Annotated in this window: 16 protein-coding genes; 8 read left to right on the top strand and 8 right to left on the bottom strand. The window is 68.3% G+C overall.

What is annotated here, in order from left to right; all coding sequences use genetic code 11:
* The 3 genes from pcaH to pobA are packed head-to-tail and all read right to left on the bottom strand — an operon-like array spanning position 1 to position 3,328.
* Positions 1–708, bottom strand: a complete 708-nt coding sequence (gene pcaH, locus BM228_RS04875) for a protocatechuate 3,4-dioxygenase subunit beta (protein ID WP_092037707.1) — start codon at positions 706–708, stop codon at positions 1–3.
* A 44-nt stretch (positions 709–752) separates the two neighbouring features.
* A complete protein-coding gene (locus BM228_RS04870; protein ID WP_167367651.1) occupies positions 753–2,123 on the bottom strand; it encodes an MFS transporter in 1,371 nt (456 codons plus the stop codon).
* Positions 2,120–3,328 carry a 4-hydroxybenzoate 3-monooxygenase gene (pobA, locus tag BM228_RS04865; RefSeq protein ID WP_092037705.1) on the bottom strand — a complete coding sequence of 403 codons (1,209 nt, stop codon included), beginning with the start codon at positions 3,326–3,328 and terminating at the stop codon, positions 2,120–2,122. Before pobA ends, BM228_RS04870 begins: the two co-directional genes overlap by 4 nt.
* A 133-nt stretch (positions 3,329–3,461) precedes the next feature.
* On the opposite strand from pobA, the gene BM228_RS04860 reads away from it, so the two are divergent.
* Positions 3,462–4,325 (top strand): helix-turn-helix domain-containing protein, encoded by an 864-nt coding sequence (locus tag BM228_RS04860; RefSeq protein ID WP_092037863.1) that lies wholly within the window; start codon positions 3,462–3,464, stop codon positions 4,323–4,325.
* Positions 4,326–4,401: 76 nt separating this feature from the next.
* On the opposite strand, the gene BM228_RS04855 is transcribed toward BM228_RS04860, so the two are convergent.
* A complete protein-coding gene (locus tag BM228_RS04855) occupies positions 4,402–4,779 on the bottom strand; it encodes a hypothetical protein (protein ID WP_092037703.1) in 378 nt (125 codons plus the stop codon).
* 133 nt (positions 4,780–4,912) lie between these two features.
* Between BM228_RS04855 and BM228_RS04850 the strand changes: the two genes are divergently transcribed.
* Complete coding sequence (locus BM228_RS04850) at positions 4,913–5,290, top strand: PH domain-containing protein (RefSeq protein WP_092037701.1); 378 nt, start codon at positions 4,913–4,915, stop codon at positions 5,288–5,290.
* A gap of 480 nt (positions 5,291–5,770) precedes the next feature.
* On the opposite strand, the gene BM228_RS04845 is transcribed toward BM228_RS04850, so the two are convergent.
* From BM228_RS04845 to serA, 3 genes are all read right to left on the bottom strand, one after another.
* Positions 5,771–6,331, bottom strand: coding sequence for a cytochrome b (locus BM228_RS04845; protein WP_092037699.1), 561 nt, complete (start codon positions 6,329–6,331; stop codon positions 5,771–5,773).
* The gene (locus BM228_RS04840; RefSeq protein WP_092037697.1) at positions 6,328–7,383 is read right to left on the bottom strand and encodes a catalase family peroxidase; all 1,056 of its coding nucleotides are present in this window, start codon (positions 7,381–7,383) and stop codon (positions 6,328–6,330) included. The genes BM228_RS04845 and BM228_RS04840 overlap by 4 nt, the downstream gene beginning before the upstream one ends.
* Positions 7,384–7,597: 214 nt before the next feature.
* On the bottom strand, positions 7,598–8,821 hold the full coding sequence (gene serA / locus BM228_RS04835; RefSeq protein ID WP_092037695.1) for a phosphoglycerate dehydrogenase: 1,224 nt from the start codon (positions 8,819–8,821) through the stop codon (positions 7,598–7,600).
* 536 nt (positions 8,822–9,357) lie between these two features.
* Here serA and BM228_RS04830 point away from each other — a divergent pair.
* The 6 genes from BM228_RS04830 to groL all read left to right on the top strand — a co-directional run bounded on the left by BM228_RS04830 (position 9,358) and on the right by groL (position 14,739).
* A complete protein-coding gene (locus tag BM228_RS04830) occupies positions 9,358–10,386 on the top strand; it encodes a taurine ABC transporter substrate-binding protein (protein WP_167367650.1) in 1,029 nt (342 codons plus the stop codon).
* Positions 10,383–11,162, top strand: a complete 780-nt coding sequence (locus tag BM228_RS04825) for an ABC transporter permease (protein ID WP_208611981.1) — start codon at positions 10,383–10,385, stop codon at positions 11,160–11,162. Before BM228_RS04830 ends, BM228_RS04825 begins: the two co-directional genes overlap by 4 nt.
* 3 nt (positions 11,163–11,165) lie before the next feature.
* Positions 11,166–11,987, top strand: a complete 822-nt coding sequence (locus BM228_RS04820; RefSeq protein WP_208611980.1) for an ABC transporter ATP-binding protein — start codon at positions 11,166–11,168, stop codon at positions 11,985–11,987.
* Positions 11,988–12,124: 137 nt separating this feature from the next.
* Positions 12,125–12,397, top strand: a complete 273-nt coding sequence (locus BM228_RS04815; protein WP_092037691.1) for an usg protein — start codon at positions 12,125–12,127, stop codon at positions 12,395–12,397.
* Between the two features lie 393 nt (positions 12,398–12,790).
* Positions 12,791–13,081, top strand: a complete 291-nt coding sequence (gene groES / locus BM228_RS04810; protein WP_092037690.1) for a co-chaperone GroES — start codon at positions 12,791–12,793, stop codon at positions 13,079–13,081.
* 35 nt (positions 13,082–13,116) lie between these two features.
* Positions 13,117–14,739 (top strand): chaperonin GroEL, encoded by a 1,623-nt coding sequence (gene groL, locus BM228_RS04805; protein WP_092037688.1) that lies wholly within the window; start codon positions 13,117–13,119, stop codon positions 14,737–14,739.
* Positions 14,740–14,932: 193 nt separating this feature from the next.
* Here groL and BM228_RS04800 read toward each other — a convergent pair whose 3' ends face one another.
* A complete protein-coding gene (locus tag BM228_RS04800) occupies positions 14,933–15,934 on the bottom strand; it encodes a 4-hydroxyproline epimerase (RefSeq protein WP_092037687.1) in 1,002 nt (333 codons plus the stop codon).
* Between the last annotated feature and the right edge of the window lie 10 nt (positions 15,935–15,944).

The raw sequence follows: 15,944 nt of genomic DNA, 5'->3' as shown, positions 1-15,944 counted from the left end.
TCAGGGCTCCCAGGGCGTCGCGTCGCGCCCGCGCAGGACGATGTCGAAGACGTAGCCGAGGGCGTGGTTCGGCTCGGTCGTGTCGATGTCGAACCGCGCCACCAGCCGGTTGCGGTAGGGCAGCGGCACGGCGTTGGCGATCGGATCGATCTCGATGAGCGGGTCGTCGGGGAAGTAGAGCTGGGTCACCAGACGGGTCGCGAAGGCGGGGCCGAGCAGCGACAGGTGGATATGGGCCGGCCGCCAGGCGTTGCGATGGTTGCCCCACGGATAGGCGCCGGGCCGGATCGTGGTGAAGCGGTAGCGACCCTGTGCATCGGTGACCACGCGGCCCGTGCCGGTGAAGTTCGGGTCCAGGGGGGCGTTCCACTGGTCGTTGCGGTGGATGTAGCGCCCGGCGGCGTTGGCCTGCCAGATCTCCACGACGGTGTCGGGCACCGGCCGGGCGTCCTCGTCGAGCACCCGGCCGGAGACGATGATCCGCTGCCCGATCGCCTCGCCCAGGCCGCGCGCGTGGCAGGTGAGGTCAGCGAGCGCCGGCCCCATCAGCGCCTCCCAGGTGCCGGCCGGCCCGGTGATCTCCGTGAGCGTCTGCGGCACGCGCACCAGCGGCTGGCGCGGGCTACGCAACGCCGTCGAGCGATAGGGCGGGAACAGCGAGGGCGGCTGGCCCGGATCCTCGGCTCTGTAGGGTCTGGCATCCGGCATGAGAATCCTCCTGTCCGGCGGGTGGTGCGAGGGATGATGTATTCTCAGTGGCCGAGCGCGTCGGCCGGCCCGGGGGCCGCCGCGTTCGGGCGACCGCCGGCGAGACGCTTCACGACGATGGCCAGGGTGGCGAGCACGGCCGGGATCGCCACGACCGCGAAGGTCGCGCTCAGGCTCCAGTCGGATAAGCCCCCGACCAGGAAGGAGCCGGCGATGCCGCCGAAGCGGCCGAGCCCCAGCATCCAGGCCACGCCGGTGGCCCGGCCCCGCGTCGGGTAGAACGCCGCCGCGAGGGCGGGGAGCGAGGATTGCGCCATGTTCATCAAGGTGCCGGCGACCAGCACCGCCGGGATCAACAGGGCGAGATGCCCGACCGCCTGCCCGATCAGCGCGACTGCGAGGGCGGTCAGCGCGAAGGTGGTCGCCACCACGATGTCGGCGTCGAGCCGGTCCATCAGCGCGCCCAGCAGGACGGCCCCGACGCCACCCAGCGGGAACAGGGCCGCGATCAGGGCCGCCGAGCGCGGGTCGAGGCCGGTCTCGCGAAAGAGGATCGGCATCCAGTTGACCAGGGCGTAGAAGATCGTGAGGCCGCAGAAATAGGTGATCCACAGCATCACCGAACCGAGGCCGTAGGCCGGCGAGAGGACGAGGCGCAGACCGCCCGGCCCGTCCGCGGCGGCTCCGCCGGGTGTGGCTTCGCCGAGCGTGTAACGGCTGGCGGGGGCGATGCCGGGCACCACCCGCCGCAGGATCGCCGCCACGCGCTCCGCCGGTGCCCCATGGGCCACGAGGTGGCGGATCGATTCCGGCAGGAGCGCGCCGAGCAGCAGGGCCAGCAGCAGGGGCGCAACGCCGCCCAGGACCAGGACGCTGCGCCAGCCGAAGGCCGGGATCATCCAGGCGGCGAGAAAACCGCCGAACGCCGCCCCGAGGGGGAAGCCGGAGAACATCAGGTTGATCAGGAGCGCCCGGCGGCAAGCCGGGACGTACTCACTGGTCAGCGTCACCGCGTTCGGCATCGCCGCCCCGAGGCCGAGGCCGGTCAGGAACCGCAGGAGGCAGAGCCAGGTGATGTCCGCCGCGAAGGCGGAGGCGAGGCAGGCGGCCCCGAGCTCCGCGACCGCGGCGACCAGGACGGCCTTGCGGCCGTAGCGGTCGGCGACGGGGCCGGCCGCCAGCGCCCCGAGCGCGAGGCCGAACAGGGCCGCGCTGAGCACCGGCGCCAGCGCCCCGCGCGGCACGCCCCACTCGGCCATGAGCGAGGGCGCGACGTAGCCGATCGCGGCGGTGTCGAACCCGTCGAGCAGCACGATCAGGAAGCAGAGGCCGAAGGTCAGGCGTTGCAGGCCCGAGACCGGGCTCGCGTCGATCAGGGCCGGCACATCAATGGCCGGTGCCATATCGCGGATCATGGGCGCGCCTCCGTCGAGAGCCGTCCGGTGCTCTGATCGAGCGGCAGGCCGATATAGTTCTCGGCAAACGCCGTCTGGGCCGCGCGCGAGGTCCGCAGATAGGCGAATTCGGCCACCTGCATGCGGCGGTCGAAGCCGGTCGCCTCGGGGAAGCGGTGGGTCAGCCCGGTGAACCACCAGGAGAAGCGTTCGGCCTTCCAGACCCGGGCCAGCGCCCGCGCCGAGTAGCCGTCGAGGCCGGATCGTTCGTTCCGGGCGTAGAAATCTTCCAGGGCTTCGGCCAGCATGAGCACGTCCGACACCGCGAGGTTCATGCCCTTCGCGCCGGTGGGCGGCACGCTATGGGCGGCGTCGCCCGCCAGGAACAGGCGGCCATATTGCATCGGCTCGCCGACGAAACTGCGCAGCGGCGCGATGCTCTTCTCGAAGGCCGGCCCGCGCACGACGCCTGCGGCGGTCTCGGACCCGAGGCGCAGGCACAACTCGTCCCAGAAGCGCGCGTCCGGCCAATCCTCAATGCGCTCCTCGATCCCGCACTGGATGTAGTAGCGGCTGCGCGTCGGCGAGCGCATGCTCGACAGCGCGAAGCCGTTGGCATGGCTGGCATAGATCAGCTCGTGCGCCGCCGGCGGCACCTCGGCCAGGATGCCGAGCCAGCCGAACGGATAGACCCGCTCGAAGGTCTTTCGGACGGCCTCGGGGATGAATTGGCGGCAGATCCCGTGGGAGCCGTCGCACCCGGCGACGACATCGCAGGCGAGATGCTGCGGGCCGGCAGCGGTCCGGTAGCTGATTGACGGGGACGCGCCGTCGATGTCGTGCAGTTGCACATCCGCCGCCTCGAAGACGATCGGCATCCCGTGCGTCTCGGCCGCGTCGAACAGATCGCGCATCACCTCCTGCTGGCCGTAGATCGTGACGGCGCCGCCGGCGAGGTCGGCCATGTCGATGCGAAAGGTCTCCCCGTCCATGGCGAGAGTCGTGCCGGTATGCACCAGGCCCTCGGTGCGCAGACGCCGGTCGAGACCGAGCCGGGCGAGCGCCGCGACGGTGCCCTGCTCCAGCACCCCGGCCCGGACGCGGCCCTCCACGTAGTCGCGCGTGCGACGCTCGATCACCACGCTCGCGATGCCCGCCGCGCGCAAGAGATGCGCGAGGACGAGACCCGCCGGCCCGGCGCCGACGATCGCCACCTGCGTTCGCATGGTTCCTCCCGATTCGTGCCGATCTCTGACGGATCGGTCTCCGGCTTCATCCTGCCGGGGCGGGCGGCCCTTGGGGATGGAGACGCGTGCGATTCCCTTGTACTTTTTTACCGATTCCAACCGCGCCGCACCGATGCCGAGACCCCTCGTCCCGCACTATTTCCTCTACGGCGAGCCGCCCCAGGCGCCCGACGATCGCTTCCTGCACGTCGAAGACCTGGACGATCGTAGCCGGGCCGCGGCGTGGCGGATCACGCCGCACGCCCATGCGGACCTGCACCAGGTGTTCCTGATCCGGCACGGGCATGGAACCGTGACCGCGGAGGGGGAGGCGACCGCGTTCTCGGCGCCCTGCGCGCTGATCATCCCGGCCGGCGTCGTGCACGGCCTCGTCTACGAGACGGTCAGCGCCGGCCGGGTCGTGTCCATCTCCGATACGTTTCTGCACGCGCTGACCCGCGAGGAGCAGGCCCTGTCGGGCCTGTTCGGTTCGGTGCGAAGCCTCGCGCTGTCGCCGCAATGCCCGCTCGACGCCGCGATCGAGGCGCTCTGGGCCGAGCAATCCAGGGTGGCACCGGCCCGCAGCGCGGCCGTGGCGGCCCGTCTGACGCTGCTTCTCATCGAGATGGCGCAGCTGATGGACGAAGCCGGCGCCGGCGTGCCGACGCAGCTCGCCGCCCAGACGCGGATCGTGGCCCGTTTCCGCAGGGAGATCGAGACCAGCTTCCGGACCGGCATTGATCTCAAAACCTACTGCGACCGGCTCGGCACCACCCCGGGCCGACTGCGCGCGGCTTGCCGGTCCGTCGCCGAGACCACGCCGGGCCAGCTCATCACGGACCGGATCGTCCTCGAGGCCAAGCGGGGCTTGCGCTACTCGACCCTGCCGGTCTCCGAGATCGCCTATGCGCTGGGCTTCCAGGATCCGGCCTATTTCTCCCGGTACTTCGCCCGCGTCGTCGGCATGCCCCCCTCGGCCTTCCGCAACGCCGCGTGAACGCGCACCGCCGGTCCCAAACAGGCGGCCGTCGCCATGGTGGCGAGGCCGTGTCAGGGCACGCGCCTCCGTCGCGTCATGCGGCGACGGGCCTGACCACCACGTCCTCGGCGTCGACAAAGGTCGCCATGACGCCGGACTGGATCCGAGCGAAGACCTCATCGAGATCGCCCGTGCTCTGCATCAGCACGGCGCAGGAGAGGGCGATGACGTGCGGAGTGCGGTCAGGCCCTTCAGCGAGGAACTCACGGATCGCCTCGGCCAGGGATGCGTTCGGATCCTCCTCCGGCAGAGTGCTCAGGACATGCGCGCAATCCTGCCGCAGCGATGCCATCTCGGTGTCCACGACCGAAACCCAGTGCCGGGCCTCGTCATAGATGAGCCAGCGCACCGAGCCAGGAGCCACCGGGGCCAGTCCCGCGAGATAGCGCCGAGCGGATGCATCGTCGAACATGCCATGGGCTTTAGCGCCGGTCCTCCGAAACGCCAACGCGTCGGATGGCCGGTTCGGAGCGCGCCCTGTTGCCGGCGCGGAACCCGGACGGCATGGTGCCGGCCCCGGAACAGGCGAAGCGAGCGTGCGAGCCATGGGTTTGCTGGACGGATTGCTCGGCCATGGCAGCGAGGTCGACGCCGCATCCCTCGAGCGGCGGCTCGCGGGCATCCTGATCGAGGGCGAGACGGCGCGCTTGGCGTTCAAGATCATCCGGGACGTGTTCGTGTTCACGGAGCGCCGGATCATCCTGATCGACGTGCAGGGCGTCACCGGCAGCAAGGTCGAATTCACCTCGATCCCCTACCGGGCGGTGGTCCGCTTCTCGGTGGAGACGGCCGGCACCTTCGACCTCGATGCCGAACTCAAGATCTGGGTCTCGGGCACGCCCCAGCCGATCGAGCGCACCCTGAAGAAGGGGGCCGACGTGCGCGGCATCCAGCGCGCCCTGGCGGAGGGCGTGCTGCGCTAGTGGTCAAAATCTAACGGATGGAACCCGCCAACAACGTCCGAGAAGGGTGGAAAGCAATTATTCGCTCTTTTAAGGAAGATTATGTTCGAAGCTCTGTCTGTGCTCGTTGCGCCGCCGGTCCTGATCCTCGCATCCGCTATCGGACTGCGTTACAGATGGCCGGTTCTACCCACTGTCGCCTTCGACGGCGTTATAGTTGCTATGGCTGCGTATTTTCTCTACGGGGGAGTTCAACAGAGTTGCCGCATAAACGAAAGTGAGTGCATCGGCGCAACGGCTACCGCTTACATTATCTTGCTCTTCTGGTTTTTGGCAATTGGAGCACTAATTGTCAGCATTATCCTGACCATGAGAGAACGGCGTAAGCACACTGCACGCAGACCCTAACTGTCTGCCATGGGCCGGAAGTTGACCCAGAGCATGGGTTTGATCCGTCAGATTTCGACCACTAGAGCCTCGTCCCGACCGCCGGACGCCGGCTCACCGGGACGGCGTGCCGCTCCGCGATCCGACGGGGGCCATCGCCTCGAACACGCCGTCCCGGCGCACCAGCGCGTGGAACAGCGCCGCCGCGACATGGGTCAGCACCAGGGCAAAGAACGCGAAGGCGAGGTAGGAATGCGCGTTCCAGAGCAGCGTATGGAGCGCGGCGTTCTGCGGTAGGATCGCGGGCAGCCGGATGTCGCCGTAGAGCACGACCGGGTAGGCGCCAGCCGAGAGCATCGCCCATCCGAGCAGCGGCATCGCGAACATCAGCCCGTAGAGCCCGTAATGGGACAGGTGCGCGGCGAGCCTCATCGGAGCCGGCAGGTCGGCCGGCAGGGGCGGCGTCCCGCTTCGCGCCCGCACCGCCAGCCGGACCAGGGCGAGGACGAAGATCGCGACACCCAGGGTCTTATGGGTCGCGAGCAGCGGCACGTATGTCGGCATGATCGTCGAAACCATGCCGACCCCGATGAAGAACATCGCGATGATGCACACGGCCATCGCCCAGTGCAGGAGCCTCTGGCCGCCCGTGAAGCGCTTCCGGTCGGTCGTCATCGCCCCGCCTCCGAGGTGCGCTTGGGATAATCCTTCGCCTCCGCGGTGCGCAGATCGTAGGATCGCGCGTAGGCCGCCGAGCGCGCCGCCGGGAATGGGTCGTCGGAGACCCGGATGCCGTCCGGTAGGATTGTCGGATCGAAGTTGATGTCGCGGCACGGGCCGTCCGCCTCGGGCTCGATGCGCTCGACCACCAGGGTGCCGGCCTCGACGCTGCGCCGTCCCTCCGGCCAGGCGCGGCTCGGATCCGCGGTCGGGTCGCCGGGGTCGGCGACCGTGAGGATCAGGCTCCAGCGCTGCGGCGCGGCCGCGACCCGCTCGGTGATCTCCCGCTCCAGATAGGCCTCGCCGCGCTTGGCGAGGTCCTCGGGCGTGATCCGCTCGGCCTGCGCCTGCGGACGGAACGACCAGCGCACCGCCTGCTCCGTGCCGGACGCGTTGGTGAACAGGAAGGCGTTGAGGCCGTTGTAGGGCTCCTGCGCGTAGCTCGCGGTCCAGTCGGGGCTCTTGGCCCAGGCGCCGAACGGGGCGAATTCCGGATGCGCGGCGACGAAGGTCGCCATTGCGTTCGGCTCCTTGCTCGCCGGGACCCGCAGGAGCTCGTAAAACGCCGCCGGGGTGGCGACCGGGAAGACCGGCGCGTTGATCATGGCGGCGCGCCACACGGCGCCATCGTCCGTCGCGATCTGCAGGCCTAAGCCCCGCACCCTGACGGTGGCGTCCGCCGCGCCGGGATTGGGGGTGCCGAGGTTGAACCGCCCCAGGGCCGGATGGCGCCCGGTTGCGAAGGCCTTGGCGCGTGAGAGCGCGGCACCGTTGCCGTTGGCCTCGAAGACGCCCGTGAAGCAGATGCCCTTGGCGTGGTTGCGTCGATACCCGGGAACCGGCCCCGTCGGCGGCGCGAGGGCGTCGACGAGCTTCGTGGGCGTCAGGCGGTCGGGCGAGAGCCAACCTGCCGTGTAGGCGAACGCCCCGGTGGCGCCGATGCAAACGGCGCCGATGATGGCGAGGGAGGCCAGGGTCGAGCGTGGCCCCGACGGCGGAAGCGGCATACGCGGATACTCCCTTGGCCGTCGCCCGGCGCCAGCCGAGGACGGCCAAAGCGCGGCGACGAACGATCCCGGTTTCGACCGCCGGCAAGAACGAATCTGCCAGCGTTCGAGGCCTCGTAGGCTGCCAGAAATTTTGAATTCAGGAAAGCAAAGCTTCAGAGCCCCGTCGAATACGGGCCGCGGTCGCGGAAAGACGGGTTTTGGCCCGCGCCGCTCAGGCCGCCCGTTGCGCGAGGTGCCGCGCGCGCACGGTGCCGTCGATGCTCCGAAGCGCCTGGAGAACCGCGTCCGCCTCCGGCAGCTGCACCGACGCGTCCACGACGACGTAGCCGAAATCGCCGTCGGTCTGCAGGTATTGCGCATCGATGTTGAGCGCGCGTCCCGAGAAGATCGCGTTGATCTTGCCGAGCACGCCCGGCACGTTCCGGTGCACGTGGAGGAAGCGCGCACCGGACAGGCGCGGCGGCAATTGCACCTGCGGGAAATTCACGGCGCCGAGGGTGGAGCCGGTCTGCGCGTAATCGACCAGCTTGCGGGCGACCTCCGCGCCGATGCGGTCCTGCGCTTCCTCGGTGGACCCGCCGATATGCGGGGTGAGGATGACGTTCGGGAGGCCCTGGAGCGGCGAGACGAAGCGCTCTGCGTTGGATTTTGGCTCGACCGGGAAGACGTCGATCGCCGCGCCGCCGAGACGGCCGTCCCGCAACGCCTGCGCCAGAGCCTCCAGATCCACCACCGTGCCGCGGCTGTTGTTGATCAGATAGGCTCCGGGTTTCATGGACCGGATGCGGTCCGCACTCATGAGCCCGTGCGTCGCAGGCGTTTCCGGGACGTGCAGGCTGACGACATCGCTGGCGGCGAGCAGGCTGTCCAGGCTGTCCACGGGCTCGGTGTTGCCGTGGCGGAGCTTGTCGGTCAGGTCGTGGAAGATGACCCGCATGCCCATCGCTTCGGCGAGATTGGACAGCTGCGAGCCGATATTGCCGTAGCCGACGATTCCCAAGGTCTTGCCGCGGACCTCGAAGGATCCCGAGGCCGATTTGTCCCATCCGCCCTCGTGGGCGGAGGCCGAGCGGGGCAGGATGCGCCGGAGCAGCATGACGATCTCGCCGATCGTCAGTTCGGCGACGCTGCGCGTGTTCGAGAACGGCGCGTTGAAGACCGGCAAGCCGCGGGCGCGGGCGCTCTCGAGATCGACCTGATTGGTGCCGACGCTGAAGCAGCCGATCGCGGTCAGGTTGGGCAGCGCGTCGAGAAGTTCGGGGGTGATCTTCGTCCGCGAGCGGATCCCGAGCACGTTGGTGTCGGCGATGCGCGGCGCATCGGCGACGCCGATGGCGTGCGACAGCTGCTGCACAGCGTCGAGGCCCGCCTGCGCGAAAACCTGACGGGCCGTGGCGGCGATATTCTCGGTCAGGACGATACGATCCGTGGGCAAAACCGGTACCTCTGTGGACGGGGGGCGCAGATTATCACGTTCCCGGCGCTTGGCTTCGCCGGCAATTTTCTTCCAATAGGCGACAGGAGCCGGTTATAGGATCACTGTGCTTCTCAGTTGTATGATCGCATTGATGTGATCGGTGTCGCTAAGATCATCCGGCGGTGGAGTTATCGGTGAGGTTTGACGACTCAACGACGGCACAGATCCGCGTCCGCACCGTAACGTGGCGCTGGAAGAAGGACATGCCAAATGTATGTCCGGACGGGACAGAGATTTTCAGCTTGGTCGTTTGATACGAAGAACACATTCTGTTGACCTGGGGGGTGGTTGGGCGAGAATGCCGCCGATGCCTCCCCGCGCTTTCTTCCGCAGCAAGGCCCCTTTCTTCGGGCTCAACCGATTGCAGGATCGGGATTGCTGAAAGCAGCCGGTCGAGCGTCGGCATTCCGGTTTTTTCGCGCCTTCCGAGACCCCGGCCTCAACGGACAGACGCGCTTGCGCATCCAAGGCAGCTCCCCATGACACGTGATCGCATGAATCTGTCCCGCCGGCGCGTGCTGGCGCTCGGCGCGGGCGCGCTCGGGACCGTGACCCTTCCGGGCACCGGCGGCGCTCAGCAGGGTGCGAAGCCTTCTGTCGTCCGGATCGGTTACCTCACGGCGCCCCGGGCCTGGGTGATCGGCAAGCATGACGGCGCGTTCGAGACCGCCCTCGGCACGCGGGTCGAGTGGATCCCGTTTCCGTCGGGCGGGCCGGCACTGCAACTGCTCGCCGCCGGGAAGCTCGACCTCGCGATCTTCGGCAGCACCCCGATCGCGGCGGGCATCTCTCGCGGGCTGCCGATCCAGATCCTCGGCTCGCCGGAGGTGGTGGCGACCAGCGAACGCCTCGTGGTCAAGCCCGAGATCACGGAGGTCAAGCAGCTCGAGGGCAAGCGCATTGCCGTGGCGCCGTCCTCCACCATGGCCTTCGCCCTGGAGGCGGTGATCCGGATCAACCGGCTCGATCCTGCGAAGGTCAAGCGCCTGCCCCTCGGCCAGCCCGAGACGATCGCCGCCTGGAAGCGCGGCGACATCGACGGCACCTACATCAACGGGCCGTTCTGGGGCGACCTGCTCGGCTCGGGCGGAAAACAGCTCCTGGTCTCAGGCGATCTCCAGCCGCACGGCTTCTTCTTCTGGAACTCCGCGGTGGTGCGGACGGACTTCGCCCAGCGCTACCCCGAGACCGTGGTCACGTGGCTGCGCACCGTGCAGGCCCAGTTCGAGCGCTACAGGGCGGATCCCGAGGGCGTGGCCCGAACCCTGGCCGAGGATTTCGGCGCGCCCTTCGAGGCTGTCCGGGACACGCTGGTCGGCCTGTCCTATCCGACGTTCCAGGAGCAGCTCGGCCCGAAATACTGGGGCCGCACGGCCAAGGCGAGCGACGCGCCGTTCCTCAAGGCGCTCTCGGACACCGCCGACTTCCTGGCGGAGACCGGCGAGATCAAGCGCGGCGGCATCCCGGCCTCCTTCGGGCCGTTCGTGAACTACGATTTGCTCAACCGCGCCTTTCCCGCGTGAGCCGGCTCTCGCTTCCCCACCGCGCCCTGCTGGGTGCGGTGTCGGTGCTGCTGATGCTCCTGGTCTGGGAGGCGGCCTCCCGCCTGTCGCTGGTCGATGCGCTGCTCGTGCCGCCGCCCTCGGAGATCTTCGCGACGGCGGCGGACCTGATGCGCGACGGCTACCGGCAGACGCCCCTCTGGGACCATGTGCTGCTCAGCCTCGCGCGGTCGCTCGCCGGCTTCGGCGCGGCGATCGTCATCGGCATCCCGCTCGGCATCGCCATGGGCATGGCGCCGGTCTTCGGCGCGCTGATCGACCCGTTCGTCCAGTTCCTGCGCCCGCTGCCGAAGCTCGCCCTGATCCCCCTGGTGGTGCTCTGGTTCGGCATCGGCGAGACCTCGAAGATCCTGCTGATCTACCTGTCCACCGTCCTGACGATCGTCGTCGGGGCGGCGGCCGCCGTGAGCCAGGTTCGGCGACAGCAATTGCGCGCCGCCCGTGCCCTGGGTGCGCGCGGCTTCACGATGTTCCGGTTCGTGATCCTGCCGGCGATCCTGCCCGACCTGTTCGTGACCGTTCGGCTCGCCTTCGGCATCGGCTGGACCACCCTGATCGCCGCCGAGATGATCGCCTCCGAAGCGGGCCTGGGCTGGATGGTCGTCAATGCCGGCGCCTATCTGCGCACCGACGTGGTCATGCTCGGCATCGTGCTTCTCGGCGCCACCGGCTACGCCCTCGATCTCGCCCTCGTCGGGCTCCAGCGCTGGGCCACGCCCTGGGCCGGCAGGAGCTGATCCGTGACCGTGCACATCCTACCGCCCGACCTTCAGGCCACCCGGCCGCCGCCGTCGCCTGACCCGCTGATCGTCGTGGAGGATGTGGCGAAGCGCTTCGTCGACGGGCGGACGGGGCGCGTCACCGCGGCCCTGGAGCACCTCTCCTTCGCGATCCGGGAAGGCGAGTTCGTCTGCCTGCTGGGACCCAGCGGCTGCGGCAAGTCCAGCGTGCTGGATCTGCTCTGCGGCTTCGAGCAGCCCAGCGCAGGGCGCATCCGCGTCGAGGGCGGTCCGGTCCGGGAGCCCGGGCCGGATAGGGGCATCGTGTTCCAGGAGGCGTTGCTGTTCCCCTGGCTCTCGGTGCTCGACAACATCACCTTCGCGCCCCGCCTCGCCGGCGTGCCGGCCGCGCTCTACCGTCCCCGGGCGGCCCGGCTGATCGCCCTGATGGGCCTCGACGGTTTCGAGAACCACGCCCCCTACGAGCTGTCCGGCGGCATGCGGCAGCGGGCGGCCATCGCCCGGGCCTGGATCTCGGAGCCGCGCATCCTGCTCATGGACGAGCCCTTCGGCGCGCTGGACGCCCAGACGCGGCTCGGGATGCAGGAGCAATTGCTGATCGCCCGAGAGGCCACGGGCGCGACGGTGCTGTTCGTCACCCACGACATCGAGGAGGCGCTGTTTCTGGCCGACCGCATCCTCGTCCTGAGCGGCCGGCCCGGCCGCGTCGCCCGGGAGATCCCGGTGCCGTTCGGCCGGTCGCGACGCTATTCGGCGCTGCTGACCGACGAACGCTTCGGCCGGCTCAAGCGGGAGATCGTCGAGGAGTTCCGCGCCGGCTGACGGAGGCCGTGCGCCGGGCCTTCCCGGTGGCACAAGCATCTGTCGACACGCGGGAATATGGCGAACCGTTTCCTTGAGGCGGCAAATCGCTCGGGTTAGCTTACTGTCTCGGTCAACCGGCTTCAGTGAGTTGGGTGATGGTGACCTCGAAAAAGCGTCCTTCCTGGATCGAAGGCTACAGTCTGACCACGGCGGAAATTTTTTATCACCTCCCCGATTATCCGCATCTCCTCCAGACCTTCGTCTGGCAGCAGCTGGACCTGTTCCCCCATCTCCCCGAACTGAAGAAGTTCCTGGCCTTCTGGCAGGACCAGCTCGACGGCCCCGTGCATTCCGTGAAGGTCATGCATTGCCAGCTCCTGAAGCCGGCCGAACTGCGCGCCGTCTCCGGAGATTTTTTGCTTCACTGAGAGCTTGTTCGACGGTCTGGCCCGTCCTCATCCTCAGCCCGGCGTGCTGCGCTGAAGCCTCCTTCGAGGCCGCGGCACAGCGTGTCGCCTCAGCGATGAGGGCAGCATCGGGATCTCCGTCGAGCAGGATTACCATGCGATTGCGATCGCGCAGTCGAACAGGCTCCGAGATCCGGATGTGAAGCGCGGCACGAACCGCGTGCATGGGTAGAGGCGGCTGCGGGAAAATATTTCCGGTCCCATCGGCTTTGCTGTTCGAACACTCTGCCGAAGCGCGTTCTTTTAAAAGAACATCTCCGTTGACAGAAAGAACGTCTCTGGACACCTTATTCGGTGTCGGCGCGCCGGGATCAGGGCGCGCCTGAGGCTCGTCAGACTGGAGATTCGATCCCGATGGCCCTTCGACCCCTGCACGATCGCGTGCTGCTGCGCCGCGTCGAGAGCGACGAGAAGACCAAGGGCGGCATCATCATTCCGGACACCGCCAAGGAGAAGCCGCAGGAGGGCGAGGTCGTCGCCGTCGGCCCCGGCGCCCGCGACGAAACCGGTCGCGTGACTCCGCTCGATGTCAAAGCCGGGGACCGCGTCCTGTTCGGCAAATGGTCGGGGACCGAGATCAAGGTCGATGGTGAAGACCTCCTGATCCTCAAGGAATCCGACATCCTCGGCGTCATCGCGGCCTGAACAGGCGTCGCAACCTTAGACTTGGGAGATTGGACATGGCTGCAAAGGACGTGAAGTTTTCCGGCGATGCGCGCGAGCGGCTGCTGCGCGGGGTCGATATCCTGGCCGATGCCGTGAAGGTCACGCTCGGTCCGAAGGGCCGCAACGTCGTGATCGAGAAGAGCTTTGGCGCCCCGCGCATTACCAAGGACGGCGTCACCGTCGCCAAGGAGATCGAGCTGGAGGACCGCTTCGAGAATCTCGGCGCCCAGCTCCTGCGCGAGGTCGCCTCGAAGACCAACGATCTGGCCGGCGACGGCACCACCACCGCCACCGTGCTGGCCCAGGCGATCGTCCGCGAGGGCGCCAAGGCGGTCGCCGCGAACTTCAACCCCCTCGACCTGAAGCGCGGCATCGACCTCGCCACCGCCGCCGCCGTGAAGGACATCACCGAGCGCGCCCGCAAGGTGACGGCCTCCGACGCGATCGCGCAGGTCGGCACGATCTCGGCTAACGGCGACAAGGAGATCGGCCGGCTCATCGCCGAGGCTGTGCAGAAGGTAGGCAACGAGGGCGTGATCACCGTCGAAGAGGCCAAGACCGCCGAGACCGAACTCGACGTGGTCGAAGGCCTGCAATTCGACCGCGGCTACCTCTCCCCGTACTTCGTCACCAACGCGGAGAAGCTGATCGCCGAGCTCGAGGACCCGTACATCCTCATCCACGAGAAGAAGCTCTCCACCCTCCAGCCGTTGCTGCCGATCCTGGAAGCGGTGGTGCAATCCGGCCGGCCGCTGCTGATCATCGCCGAGGATATCGAGGGCGAGGCTCTGGCGACCCTGGTGGTGAACCGGCTGCGCGGCGGCCTCAAGGTCGCGGCCGTGAAGGCGCCGGGCTTCGGCGACCGCCGCAAGGCGATCCTAGAGGACATCGCGATCCTCACCAAGGGCCAGACCATCTCGGAGGATCTCGGCATCAAGCTCGAGAACGTGACGCTGCCCCAGCTGGGGCAGGCCAAGCGCGTCCGCATCGAGAAGGAGAGCACCACGATCGTCGACGGTGCCGGCGACAAGTCGGACATCGCCGGCCGGATCGCGCAGATCAAGGCGCAGATCGAGGAGACGACCTCGGATTATGACCGCGAGAAGCTCCAGGAGCGCCTGGCCAAGCTCGCGGGCGGCGTCGCGGTGATCCGTGTCGGCGGCGCGACCGAGGTCGAGGTCAAGGAGAAGAAGGATCGGGTCGACGATGCGCTCAACGCCACTCGGGCGGCAATCGAGGAGGGCATCGTCCCGGGCGGCGGCACCGCGCTGCTGCGCGCCAAGGCGGTGGTCTCCGCCATCAAGACCGACAATGCCGACGTGAAGGCCGGCATCGCCATCGTGCTCAAGGCCCTCGAAGCACCCATCCGCCAGATCGCGGCCAATGCCGGCGTCGAGGGTTCGATCGTGGTCGCGAAGGTCATCGAGAGCGGCTCCGACACTTACGGGTTCGACGCGCAGACCGAGGTCTACGGCGACCTGATCGAGGCCGGCATCGTCGATCCGGCCAAGGTGGTGCGCACCGCCCTGCAGGACGCGGCCTCGGTGGCCGGCCTGCTCGTCACCACGGAAGCCCTTATCACCGAGCGGCCGAAGGATAAGACCCCGCTCCCGGCCCCGGCGGGGGCGGATTTCTGATCCCCACGCCATAGGCCGGCGCGTTCGGCAGACCCCGGACACGGCGACCGCCCCCTCACAGGTTCGAGGGGGCGGTCGCGCTACGAGACGGAGGGGGCTTGCCACCTCGCGGGATCTGTTGCCGTCGTTCGTGCCCTTCCGATCGGAATCGCTTTTTTGCCGAAAGCCGGCCGTCCCCTATCGAATCGCCGCGCTACGCCACGACGAAGCCGTGTGCGAACGGATCGCGATCGTCGATGAAGATCGTGTTGATGCCGGTCTGGCGCGCCCAGCCCGCCACCGAAGGCACGATTGCCGGCTTGTCGCCCAGCGTCGTGGCAGCTTCGACCCGGCCGCGGAACAGAGAGCCGATGATCGATTCGTGCACGAAATCATCGCCGACCTTCAGCCGGCCCTTGGCGGCGAGCTGCGCCATCCGGGCTGAGGTGCCGGTGCCGCAGGGCGAGCGGTCGATCGCCTTGTCACCGTAGAACACGGCGTTGCGGGCCTGGGCCTCGGGATGGCGCGGCGCGCCGGTCCACAGGATGTGGGACAGGCCCCGGATCTCCGGGTGCTCCGGATGGACGAAATCGTATTGGGCGTTGAGCGCCGCCCGCAGGCGCGGCGACAGGGCGATGAGCTCGCCGGCGGAATAGTCGGCCATGTCCCGGAAGTTTTTTTGCGGCTCGACGATTCCGTAGAAATTGCCTCCGTAGGCGACGTCCACCGCGATCTCGCCGAAGCCCTCGACCTGCGCGGTCAGCCCTTCGGCGTGGAGATAACCCGGCACGTTGCGCAGCCGCACCTCCTCCACGAAGCGGCCCTCCTGCCGGTAGGTTACGTCCACCTTGCCGGCCGGCGCATCGATGGCGAGTCGGCCCGGCTCCCGCGAGGTGACCAAGCCGTTCTCGATCGCCATCGTGACCGTGCCGATTGTGCCGTGGCCGCACATCGGCAGGCAGCCGCTGGTCTCGATGAACAGGATTGCGACATCGCAATCGGGCCGGGTCGGCGGATACAGGATCGCGCCCGACATCATGTCGTGGCCGCGCGGCTCGAACATCAGTCCGGTGCGGATCCAGTCGAAGGCGCGCAGGAAATGGGCGCGCTTCTCCAGCATGGTCGTGCCTTCGAGGATCGGGCCGCCGCCCGAGACCAGGCGGACCGGGTTGCCGCAGGTATGGCCGTCGAGGCAGGAGAAGGTGTGGTTGGCCATGGTCAAAGCC

Origin of the sequence: Methylobacterium pseudosasicola (genome assembly GCF_900114535.1) — a bacterium.
GTDB lineage: Bacteria > Pseudomonadota > Alphaproteobacteria > Rhizobiales > Beijerinckiaceae > Methylobacterium > Methylobacterium pseudosasicola.
Note: the sequence above shows the minus strand (reverse complement) of the source record. Positions and strands in the feature narration are given on the sequence as shown.